Consider the following 11,390-nt stretch of genomic DNA (forward strand, 5'->3'; position numbering starts at 1 on the left):
AGTGGCCATGCGAGAAATCACATAGTCATTTGAGATTGCTGAGCCAAGTTTAGGGTTTCTTAAAAACCCAAGCAGTATTGAACTGAAGAGTTTGATCATGGCTCAGATTGAACGCTGGCGGCAGGCCTAACACATGCAAGTCGAGCGGATGACGGGAGCTTGCTCCTTGATTCAGCGGCGGACGGGTGAGTAATGCCTAGGAATCTGCCTGGTAGTGGGGGACAACGTTTCGAAAGGAGCGCTAATACCGCATACGTCCTACGGGAGAAAGCAGGGGACCTTCGGGCCTTGCGCTATCAGATGAGCCTAGGTCGGATTAGCTAGTTGGTGAGGTAATGGCTCACCAAGGCGACGATCCGTAACTGGTCTGAGAGGATGATCAGTCACACTGGAACTGAGACACGGTCCAGACTCCTACGGGAGGCAGCAGTGGGGAATATTGGACAATGGGCGAAAGCCTGATCCAGCCATGCCGCGTGTGTGAAGAAGGTCTTCGGATTGTAAAGCACTTTAAGTTGGGAGGAAGGGCAGTAAGTTAATACCTTGCTGTTTTGACGTTACCGACAGAATAAGCACCGGCTAACTCTGTGCCAGCAGCCGCGGTAATACAGAGGGTGCAAGCGTTAATCGGAATTACTGGGCGTAAAGCGCGCGTAGGTGGTTCGTTAAGTTGGATGTGAAAGCCCCGGGCTCAACCTGGGAACTGCATCCAAAACTGGCGAGCTAGAGTATGGTAGAGGGTGGTGGAATTTCCTGTGTAGCGGTGAAATGCGTAGATATAGGAAGGAACACCAGTGGCGAAGGCGACCACCTGGACTGATACTGACACTGAGGTGCGAAAGCGTGGGGAGCAAACAGGATTAGATACCCTGGTAGTCCACGCCGTAAACGATGTCAACTAGCCGTTGGAATCCTTGAGATTTTAGTGGCGCAGCTAACGCATTAAGTTGACCGCCTGGGGAGTACGGCCGCAAGGTTAAAACTCAAATGAATTGACGGGGGCCCGCACAAGCGGTGGAGCATGTGGTTTAATTCGAAGCAACGCGAAGAACCTTACCAGGCCTTGACATGCAGAGAACTTTCCAGAGATGGATTGGTGCCTTCGGGAACTCTGACACAGGTGCTGCATGGCTGTCGTCAGCTCGTGTCGTGAGATGTTGGGTTAAGTCCCGTAACGAGCGCAACCCTTGTCCTTAGTTACCAGCACGTTATGGTGGGCACTCTAAGGAGACTGCCGGTGACAAACCGGAGGAAGGTGGGGATGACGTCAAGTCATCATGGCCCTTACGGCCTGGGCTACACACGTGCTACAATGGTCGGTACAGAGGGTTGCCAAGCCGCGAGGTGGAGCTAATCTCACAAAACCGATCGTAGTCCGGATCGCAGTCTGCAACTCGACTGCGTGAAGTCGGAATCGCTAGTAATCGCGAATCAGAATGTCGCGGTGAATACGTTCCCGGGCCTTGTACACACCGCCCGTCACACCATGGGAGTGGGTTGCACCAGAAGTAGCTAGTCTAACCTTCGGGAGGACGGTTACCACGGTGTGATTCATGACTGGGGTGAAGTCGTAACAAGGTAGCCGTAGGGGAACCTGCGGCTGGATCACCTCCTTAATCGAAGACATCAGCCTGCTGATGAGCTCCCACACGAATTGCTTGATTCATATGTGAAGACGATCAAGACCCTATATAGGTCTGTAGCTCAGTTGGTTAGAGCGCACCCCTGATAAGGGTGAGGTCGGCAGTTCAAATCTGCCCAGACCTACCAATATGCGGGGCCATAGCTCAGCTGGGAGAGCGCCTGCCTTGCACGCAGGAGGTCAGCGGTTCGATCCCGCTTGGCTCCACCACTTTCGCAGTAGTGTCTAGTTGATCAGAACTTAGAAATGAGCATTCGCTGATGAATGTTGATTTCTGACTTTTGTCAGATCGTTCTTTAAAAATTCGGATATGTGATAGATAGACTGAATGCCAGTTTCACTGCTGGTTATTCAGGCTAAGGTAAAATTTGTGAGTTCTGCTCAGCAATGAGCGAAATGCGAATTTTCGGCGAATGTCGTCTTCACAGTATAACCAGATTGCTTGGGGTTATATGGTCAAGTGAAGAAGCGCATACGGTGGATGCCTTGGCAGTCAGAGGCGATGAAAGACGTGGTAGCCTGCGATAAGCTTTGGGGAGTCGGCAAACAGACTGTGATCCAGAGATCTCTGAATGGGGGAACCCACTCAGCATAAGCTGAGTATCTTGTACTGAATACATAGGTGCAAGAGGCGAACCAGGGGAACTGAAACATCTAAGTACCCTGAGGAAAAGAAATCAACCGAGATTCCCTTAGTAGTGGCGAGCGAACGGGGACCAGCCCTTAAGCTGGTTTGAGATTAGTGGAACGCTCTGGAAAGTGCGGCCATAGTGGGTGATAGCCCCGTACACGAAAATCTCTTGCCAGTGAAATCGAGTAGGACGGAGCACGAGAAACTTTGTCTGAACATGGGGGGACCATCCTCCAAGGCTAAATACTACTGACTGACCGATAGTGAACCAGTACCGTGAGGGAAAGGCGAAAAGAACCCCGGAGAGGGGAGTGAAATAGAACCTGAAACCGTATGCGTACAAGCAGTGGGAGCCTACTTTGTTAGGTGACTGCGTACCTTTTGTATAATGGGTCAGCGACTTATATTCAGTGGCGAGCTTAACCGAATAGGGGAGGCGTAGCGAAAGCGAGTCTTAATAGGGCGCTTTAGTCGCTGGGTATAGACCCGAAACCGGGCGATCTATCCATGGGCAGGTTGAAGGTTAGGTAACACTGACTGGAGGACCGAACCGACTACCGTTGAAAAGTTAGCGGATGACCTGTGGATCGGAGTGAAAGGCTAATCAAGCTCGGAGATAGCTGGTTCTCCTCGAAAGCTATTTAGGTAGCGCCTCATGTATCACTGTAGGGGGTAGAGCACTGTTTCGGCTAGGGGGTCATCCCGACTTACCAAACCGATGCAAACTCCGAATACCTACAAGTGCCGAGCATGGGAGACACACGGCGGGTGCTAACGTCCGTCGTGAAAAGGGAAACAACCCAGACCGTCAGCTAAGGTCCCAAAGTCATGGTTAAGTGGGAAACGATGTGGGAAGGCTTAGACAGCTAGGAGGTTGGCTTAGAAGCAGCCATCCTTTAAAGAAAGCGTAATAGCTCACTAGTCGAGTCGGCCTGCGCGGAAGATGTAACGGGGCTCAAACCATGCACCGAAGCTACGGGTATCACCTCTGGTGATGCGGTAGAGGAGCGTTCTGTAAGCCTGTGAAGGTGAGTTGAGAAGCTTGCTGGAGGTATCAGAAGTGCGAATGCTGACATGAGTAACGACAATGCGAGTGAAAAACTCGCACGCCGAAAGACCAAGGTTTCCTGCGCAACGTTAATCGACGCAGGGTTAGTCGGTCCCTAAGGCGAGGCTGAAAAGCGTAGTCGATGGAAAACAGGTTAATATTCCTGTACTTCCAGTTATTGCGATGGAGGGACGGAGAAGGCTAGGCCAGCTTGGCGTTGGTTGTCCAAGTTTAAGGTGGTAGGCTGAGATCTTAGGCAAATCCGGGATCTCAAGGCCGAGAGCTGATGACGAGTGCTCATTAGAGCGCGAAGTGGTTGATGCCATGCTTCCAAGAAAAGCTCCTAAGCTTCAGATAACTGGGAACCGTACCCCAAACCGACACAGGTGGTTAGGTAGAGAATACCAAGGCGCTTGAGAGAACTCGGGTGAAGGAACTAGGCAAAATGGCACCGTAACTTCGGGAGAAGGTGCGCCGGCGAGGGTGAAGGACTTGCTCCGTAAGCCCATGCCGGTCGAAGATACCAGGCCGCTGCGACTGTTTATTAAAAACACAGCACTCTGCAAACACGAAAGTGGACGTATAGGGTGTGACGCCTGCCCGGTGCCGGAAGGTTAATTGATGGGGTTAGCGCAAGCGAAGCTCTTGATCGAAGCCCCGGTAAACGGCGGCCGTAACTATAACGGTCCTAAGGTAGCGAAATTCCTTGTCGGGTAAGTTCCGACCTGCACGAATGGCGTAACGATGGCGGCGCTGTCTCCACCCGAGACTCAGTGAAATTGAAATCGCTGTGAAGATGCAGTGTATCCGCGGCTAGACGGAAAGACCCCGTGAACCTTTACTATAGCTTTGCACTGGACTTTGAGCTTGCTTGTGTAGGATAGGTGGGAGGCTTTGAAGTGGGGACGCCAGTTCTCATGGAGCCATCCTTGAAATACCACCCTGGCAACCTTGAGGTTCTAACTCAGGTCCGTTATCCGGATCGAGGACAGTGTATGGTGGGTAGTTTGACTGGGGCGGTCTCCTCCCAAAGAGTAACGGAGGAGTACGAAGGTGCGCTCAGACCGGTCGGAAATCGGTCGTAGAGTATAAAGGCAAAAGCGCGCTTGACTGCGAGACAAACACGTCGAGCAGGTACGAAAGTAGGTCTTAGTGATCCGGTGGTTCTGTATGGAAGGGCCATCGCTCAACGGATAAAAGGTACTCCGGGGATAACAGGCTGATACCGCCCAAGAGTTCATATCGACGGCGGTGTTTGGCACCTCGATGTCGGCTCATCACATCCTGGGGCTGAAGCCGGTCCCAAGGGTATGGCTGTTCGCCATTTAAAGTGGTACGCGAGCTGGGTTTAGAACGTCGTGAGACAGTTCGGTCCCTATCTGCCGTGGACGTTTGAGATTTGAGAGGGGCTGCTCCTAGTACGAGAGGACCGGAGTGGACGAACCTCTGGTGTTCCGGTTGTCACGCCAGTGGCATTGCCGGGTAGCTATGTTCGGAAGAGATAACCGCTGAAAGCATCTAAGCGGGAAACTTGCCTCAAGATGAGATCTCACTGGAGCCTTGAGCTCCCTGAAGGGCCGTCGAAGACTACGACGTTGATAGGTTGGGTGTGTAAGCGCTGTGAGGCGTTGAGCTAACCAATACTAATTGCCCGTGAGGCTTGACCATATAACACCCAAGCAATTTGTGCATGAAAGCCAAATTGTGGTGGTGAAGACGAAAGAACCGAAAGTTCGCTGCTCTTGAAATAAAGAGCCACAAATTCACATATCCGAATTCGCTAGAGTATCCATCCGGATCTTCTGGCAACAGAATTTCTTGACGACCATAGAGCATTGGAACCACCTGATCCCATCCCGAACTCAGCAGTGAAACGATGCATCGCCGATGGTAGTGTGGGGTTTCCCCATGTGAGAGTAGGTCATCGTCAAGATTCATTTCGCAAAACCCCTATCTGCGCGAGCAGGTAGGGGTTTTGTCTTTTCCGCATCCGCCAAACCAAAACCGCCCCCTGTAGGAGCGGCCTTGCGTCGCGAAAGGGGCGCGTAGCGGCCCCAGGATTTATGCATCAAGCAGATATCGCCGGGGCTGCTTCGCAGCCCTTTCGCGACACAAGGCCGCTCCTACAGGGGGCGTCGTATCGCATTCGAAAAATGTGACTCGCACACCCATACAGTTCCTCACAATGGCCGTCTCCCACAATTCGAGTCGGAACACTAGAATAGAGCCGACGTATCCATTCAGAACGCATTTATGCCCAACCCTGACGACCCTGAAGCGCTCGCGCAGTTGCCGCTGGATGAACTCGTGGCCTGCCACGAGTGCGACCTGCTGATGCGCAAGCCAACGCTGCAAAATGATGAGAAGGCTCAGTGCCCGCGTTGTGGCTACGAGCTCTATGCCCACCGGCACAACCTGGTCAACCGTAGTCTGGCGTTAGTGCTGACGGCCTTGCTGCTGTACGTGCCGGCCAATTTCCTGCCGATCATGCAGTTGCACCTGCTCGGACAGACGTCCGACGACACCGTCTGGAGTGGCGTGCTCGGCCTGTACAATTCGCAAATGCGCGGTATCGCCGTGGTGGTGTTCCTGTGCAGCATGGCCATTCCCTTGCTCAAGCTGCTCTGCCAGCTGGCGGTATTGCTGAGCATCCGCCTGGATATTGGCCGCAGCTACGGCTTGCTGATCTATCGTGTCTACCACCATCTGCGTGAGTGGGGCATGCTCGAGGTCTATTTCATGGGCGTGCTGGTCGCCATCGTCAAGCTGGTCGATCTGGCTGAACTCAGTCTTGGTCTCGGCCTGTTCTGCTTCATCAGCCTGTTGCTGGTTCAGGTATGGCTCGAAGTGGTCATGTCGCCACACCAGATCTGGGTGGCTTTGTCGGGGGAGGATGTCCATGCGGGCGATTGATGCAGGCATCCTGGTCTGCAATGAATGCCATGAGCTGAACCGGCAGGAGCCTGATACGGCCTCGCAGACCTGCACCCGCTGTGGTGCCGTCGTGCATGGCCGGCGTCCCAACAGTATCGTGCGCACCTGGGCGCTGCTGATCACGGCCATGGTCCTCTATATCCCGGCCAACGTGCTGCCGATCATGACCGTCAGTGCGCTGGGCCAGGGTAGCCCTGACACGATCATGTCCGGCGTCATCACGTTGCTCAAGCACGGCATGCTGCCGATCGCCGCGGTGGTGTTCATCGCCAGCATCCTGGTGCCGACCTTCAAGCTGGTGGGCATCGCCTTGTTGCTGTATTCGGTGCAGCGCCACCAGCCGCTCTCGGCGCGGCAGCGCATCCTGATGTACCGCTTCATCGAATTCATCGGCCGCTGGTCGATGCTGGACATCTTCGTCATCGCCATCCTCGTGGCCGTGGTGAATTTCGGCCGCATCGCCAGTGTCGAAGCCAACCTGGGCGCCGTCGCCTTCGCCAGCGTGGTGATCCTGACGATGCTCGCTGCTTTAACTTTCGATCCCCGACTGATCTGGGATAACACGGAGTCGGATGACGACCATGAGTGATTTGCCAACGGCTAAAACCCGGCCTGCTTCGAACTGGTCGGCCATCTGGATTCTCCCGCTGATCGCCCTGGCCATCGGTGGCTGGCTGGCTTGGCAGGCCTACCAGGACGCGGGTATCGCGATCCAGGTGCGTTTCGAGACCGGGGAGGGCATCGTCGCCAACAAGACCGAGGTCATCTTCAAAGGCATGTCGGTGGGCAAGGTCACTGCCCTGGTGCTGGATGACAAGGGGGACAACCGTGGTGTCGTCGCCACCATCGAGATGCGTAAGGAGGCGGGGCCGCACCTGACCAAGGGCACGCGTTTCTGGCTGGTGAAGCCGAGCGTCAGCCTGGCGGGCATTTCGGGGTTGGAGACGCTGGTCTCGGGCAACTATATCGCTGTCGATCCGGGGGAGGGGGAGCCGACCAAGCGTTTCACCGCGCTCAAGGAAGCTCCGCCAATGTCCGATGCCGAGCCTGGTCTACACCTCACGCTCAAGGCCGAGCGTCTGGGGTCGCTCAACCGAGATAGCCCAGTGTTCTACAAGCAGATCCAAGTTGGTCGGGTGAAGAGCTATCGCCTCTCCGAGGACCAGGGCACGGTCGAGATCAAGGTCTTCATCGCCCCCGCGTATGCCAGCCTGGTGCGCAAGCACACGCGGTTCTGGAATGCCAGCGGGGTCAGTATCGATGCCGACCTGTCGGGGGTGAAAGTGCGCACCGAGTCGCTGTCGAGCATCGTTGCCGGTGGCATTGCCTTCGCGACCCCGGAGAACCGCAAGGACAGCCCGCCCACCGACCCGAGCCTGCCGTTCCGCCTTTACGAAGACTTTGACGCGGCTCAGGCCGGTATCCGCGTGAAGGTCAAGCTCAGTGATTTCGAAGGCCTGCAGAAGGGGCGCACCCCGGTACTGTACAAAGGTATCCAGATCGGCTCGCTCAAGGACCTGAAGATCGAGGGCGATCTGTCCAGCGCCACGGCCGAGCTGACCTTGGACCCGCTGGCCGAAGACTATCTGGTCGAAGGCACCCAGTTCTGGGTGGTCAAGCCGTCGATCTCGCTCGCTGGCATCACCGGCCTCGAGGCTTTGGTGAAGGGTAACTACATCGCAGTTCGTCCGGGAGAGGTGGGGGCCAAGCCTCTGCGTGAGTTCGAGGCGCGTCCGAAGGCGCCGCCGCTGGACCTGAAGGCGCCGGGCCTGCACATGGTGCTGTTCGCTGACACCCTGGGTTCGCTGGAAGTCGGCAGCCCGGTGATGTACCGCCAGGTGCGCGTGGGTAGCGTGCAGAGTTACCAGTTCGCCCGTAACAGCAAGCGGATCCTGATCGGCGTGCATATCGAGAAGGAGTACGAAAAGCTGGTCAATGGCTCCACTCGCTTCTGGAACGCCAGTGGCATCACCCTGACCGGCGGGCTCTCGGGCATCCAGGTCAAGAGCGAGTCGCTGCAGACGCTGATGGCGGGCGGTATTGCCTTCGATACGCCAAAGCCGGATGTGCCGCTCAAGCGCCATATTCCACGTTTCCGCCTGCATGAAAGCCAGGATGCGGCCAACCGTGCCGGCACCCTGGTCACCATCCGTGTTGACCGTGCCGAAGGCCTGAAGCCGGGCACGCCGATCCGTTTCCGCGGCTTGGACGTGGGCAGTGTCGAGAGTGTCGACCTGACCAGCGACCTGCAGGCCGTGGTGCTGCGTGCGCGGATTACCCAGGCGGCCGAGCGTATCGCCCGTGCTGGCACCCAGTTCTGGGTGGTCAAGCCGGCCTTGGGTCTGGTGCGTACCCAGAACCTCGATACATTGATCGGCGGCCAGTACCTGGAGGTGCTGCCGGCGCTCAAGGACAAGGGGCCGCAGCGTGACTTCATCGCCCTGAGCGATGCACCGGAAGTGAAAGGCGAGGAGGTCGGCCTGCCGCTGACCCTGAGCGCGGCGCGCCGAGGCTCGATCAAGCCGGGTGTGCCGGTGACCTATCGAGAGGTCACGGTGGGCAGGGTGACCGGCTTCGAGCTGGGCCAGACCGCCGACCGGGTACTTATCCACATCTTGATCGAACCGCGTTACGCCGGGCTGGTACGTGGCGGCAGCCGTTTCTGGAACAGCAGTGGGTTCGGCTTCGACTGGGGGCTGTTCAAGGGCGCCACGGTGCGCACCGAGTCGGTCGAGACCCTGATCGAAGGCGGTATCGCCTTTGCCACGCCGGACGGCGAGCAGATGGGCAATCCTGCTCGGCCACAACAGACCTTCGCCTTGTTCGACAAGGCCGAGGATGCCTGGCTGGAATGGGCGCCGAAGATCCAGATCGGCAAGTGATCGAACGGTTGACCTGGTGCCTGTAGGAGCGGCCTCGGCAAGGCCGCTCCTACAGATAGAGGGGAGTGCTGGCGGTGAAAAATCACAGGCATAAAAAAACCGACCCTAGGGTCGGTTTTTTCGACAAGAACGTCGCTTAGGCAGCTGCAGCTTCTTTCAGCGCCTTGATGTGGCCATTCAGACGGCCTTTGTGGCGAGCAGCCTTGTTCTTGTGGATGATACCTTTGTCGGCCATACGGTCGATTACAGGTACAGCCAGAACGTAGGCGGCTTGCGCTTTTTCGGCGTCTTTTGCGTCGATGGCCTTGACTACATTCTTGATGTAGGTGCGGACCATGGAACGCAGGCTGGCGTTGTGGCTGCGACGCTTCTCAGCCTGTTTTGCACGTTTCTTGGCGGAAGGTGTGTTGGCCACCGTCGAGCTCCTCGAAAGACTTTAGGTAAATAGCAAACAAAATAGGCCGCGAATCATGCCGATGAGTCGAACGGATGTCAAGGCCACCTGCAGGGTTCCGCCGAATGGTGGGGCAACGAGCGGAAAGATTCCTTTCTGCGACGCGACCTGTAAACTCGGGAATTTTTGGCTCCCCTGCGAAGGCGCGGGAGTATCGCACATTCGGACGCGCTCTGGCAGCGTCCTCTGTCCCCTGGCGTGAAACTTTTCGATGAACCTGCTCAAATCCCTGGCCGCGGTCAGTTCCATCACCATGATTTCCCGGGTGCTAGGCTTCGTGCGCGACACCATCCTGGCCCGGGTCTTCGGTGCCGGCATCGCCACCGACGCCTTCTTCATCGCCTTCAAACTGCCCAACCTGCTGCGGCGGATCTTCGCCGAAGGCGCGTTCTCCCAGGCATTCGTGCCCATCCTGGCCGAATACAAGACCCAGCAGGGCGAGGAGGCCACGCGCACTTTCATCGCCTACGTCAGCGGCCTGCTGACCCTGGTCCTGGCCCTGGTCACCGTCGTGGGCATTCTCGCCGCGCCCTGGGTGGTCTGGGCCACCGCGCCGGGTTTCGTCGACAGCGCCGAGAAATACGAGCTGACCACCTCGCTGCTGCGGGTGACCTTTCCTTATATATTGCTGATCTCGCTGTCGTCGCTGGTCGGCGCGATCCTCAACACCTGGAACCGCTTCACGGTCCCGGCCTTCACGCCCACGCTGCTCAACGTGGCCATGATCGCCTTCGCCGTGCTGCTGACACCTTACTTCGACCCGCCGATCATGGCCCTGGGGTGGGGCGTGCTGGCGGGCGGCCTGGCGCAGTTGCTGTACCAGCTGCCGGCGCTGAAGAAGATCGGCATGCTCGTGCTGCCACGGCTCAACCTTCGCGATACTGGCGTATGGCGCGTGCTCAAGCAGATGCTGCCAGCCATTCTCGGGGTCTCGGTGAGCCAGATCTCGCTGATCATCAACACCATCTTCGCCTCGTTCCTGGTGGCGGGCTCGGTGTCGTGGATGTACTACGCCGACCGCCTGATGGAGCTGCCGTCCGGCGTGCTGGGGGTGGCCCTGGGCACGATCTTGCTGCCGACCCTGGCCAAGACCTACGCCAACAAGGACCGTGAAGAGTACTCGCGCATCCTCGACTGGGGCCTGCGCCTGTGTTTCCTGCTGGTGCTGCCCTGCACCCTGGCCCTGGCGATCCTGGCCGAGCCGCTGACCGTGGCGCTGTTCCAGTACGGCAAGTTCAGCGCCTTCGACGCGGCCATGACCCAGCGTGCGCTGATCGCCTATTCGGTGGGCCTGCTGGCGATCATCCTGGTCAAAGTGCTGGCACCTGGCTTCTATGCCCAGCAGAATATCCGCACGCCGGTGAAGATCGCGGTCTTTACCCTGGTCTGCACCCAGTTGTTCAACCTGGCCCTGATCGGCCCGCTGGCCCACGCCGGGCTGGCCCTGGCGATCAGCTTGGGCGCATGCCTGAATGCCAGCCTGCTGTTCTGGAAACTGCGCAGCCAGCAGTTGTTCCAGCCACAGCCGGGCTGGGCGCTGTTCCTGTCGAAGCTGGTGTTGGCGGTCAGCTTGATGTCGGGCGTGCTGTTGCTGGGCATGCACTACCTGCCGGCCTGGGAGCAGGGCAACATGCTCGAGCGCTTTGTGCGCCTGGGCGCCCTGATCCTGGCGGGCGTGGTGACCTATTTCGGTTGCCTGTACCTGTGTGGTTTCCGTCCGCGGCACTTCGCCCGCAAAGCCCTGCACTGAGGCGGGAAGAGGGTCAGGCGTCGGTTTTTCACATTCCACGCCCCATGGT

5 protein-coding genes, 2 tRNA genes and 3 rRNA genes are annotated in these 11,390 nt (G+C 57.4%); 9 read left to right on the forward strand and 1 reads right to left on the reverse strand.

The features are described 5' to 3' along the window. The first annotated feature begins 79 nt into the window (after positions 1-79). The 8 genes from ACYUME_RS04045 to ACYUME_RS04080 all read left to right on the forward strand — a co-directional run bounded on the left by ACYUME_RS04045 (position 80) and on the right by ACYUME_RS04080 (position 9,137). A 16S ribosomal RNA gene (locus tag ACYUME_RS04045) occupies positions 80-1,616 on the forward strand. Between the two features lie 77 nt (positions 1,617-1,693). Then, positions 1,694-1,770, forward strand: a tRNA-Ile gene (locus ACYUME_RS04050). A 6-nt stretch (positions 1,771-1,776) separates the two neighbouring features. Further along, positions 1,777-1,852 (forward strand) — tRNA-Ala (locus tag ACYUME_RS04055). Positions 1,853-2,096: 244 nt separating this feature from the next. After that, a 23S ribosomal RNA gene (locus tag ACYUME_RS04060) occupies positions 2,097-4,989 on the forward strand. Between the two features lie 149 nt (positions 4,990-5,138). After that, positions 5,139-5,254: ribosomal RNA gene (rrf, locus tag ACYUME_RS04065) — 5S ribosomal RNA — on the forward strand. Together the 16S, 23S and 5S rRNA genes with 2 tRNA genes alongside form the textbook arrangement of a ribosomal RNA operon. 320 nt (positions 5,255-5,574) lie before the next feature. After that, positions 5,575-6,234: a paraquat-inducible protein A gene (locus tag ACYUME_RS04070; protein ID WP_279888975.1), complete on the forward strand. Its 660-nt coding sequence runs from the start codon at positions 5,575-5,577 to the stop codon at positions 6,232-6,234. Beyond that, positions 6,221-6,844 (forward strand): paraquat-inducible protein A, encoded by a 624-nt coding sequence (locus ACYUME_RS04075; RefSeq protein ID WP_279888974.1) that lies wholly within the window; start codon positions 6,221-6,223, stop codon positions 6,842-6,844. The genes ACYUME_RS04070 and ACYUME_RS04075 overlap by 14 nt, the downstream gene beginning before the upstream one ends. After that, a complete protein-coding gene (locus ACYUME_RS04080) occupies positions 6,837-9,137 on the forward strand; it encodes a PqiB family protein (protein ID WP_460418117.1) in 2,301 nt (766 codons plus the stop codon). The genes ACYUME_RS04075 and ACYUME_RS04080 overlap by 8 nt, the downstream gene beginning before the upstream one ends. A gap of 136 nt (positions 9,138-9,273) precedes the next feature. Here ACYUME_RS04080 and rpsT read toward each other — a convergent pair whose 3' ends face one another. Further along, positions 9,274-9,552, reverse strand: coding sequence for a 30S ribosomal protein S20 (gene rpsT / locus ACYUME_RS04085; RefSeq protein WP_003247625.1), 279 nt, complete (start codon positions 9,550-9,552; stop codon positions 9,274-9,276). Between the two features lie 250 nt (positions 9,553-9,802). Here rpsT and murJ point away from each other — a divergent pair, with 250 nt between their 5' ends. Beyond that, positions 9,803-11,341 carry a murein biosynthesis integral membrane protein MurJ gene (gene murJ, locus ACYUME_RS04090; protein WP_460418118.1) on the forward strand — a complete coding sequence of 513 codons (1,539 nt, stop codon included), beginning with the start codon at positions 9,803-9,805 and terminating at the stop codon, positions 11,339-11,341. The last annotated feature ends 49 nt before the right edge of the window (positions 11,342-11,390 follow it).

It is taken from the genome of Pseudomonas sp. microsymbiont 2, from assembly GCF_054788395.1.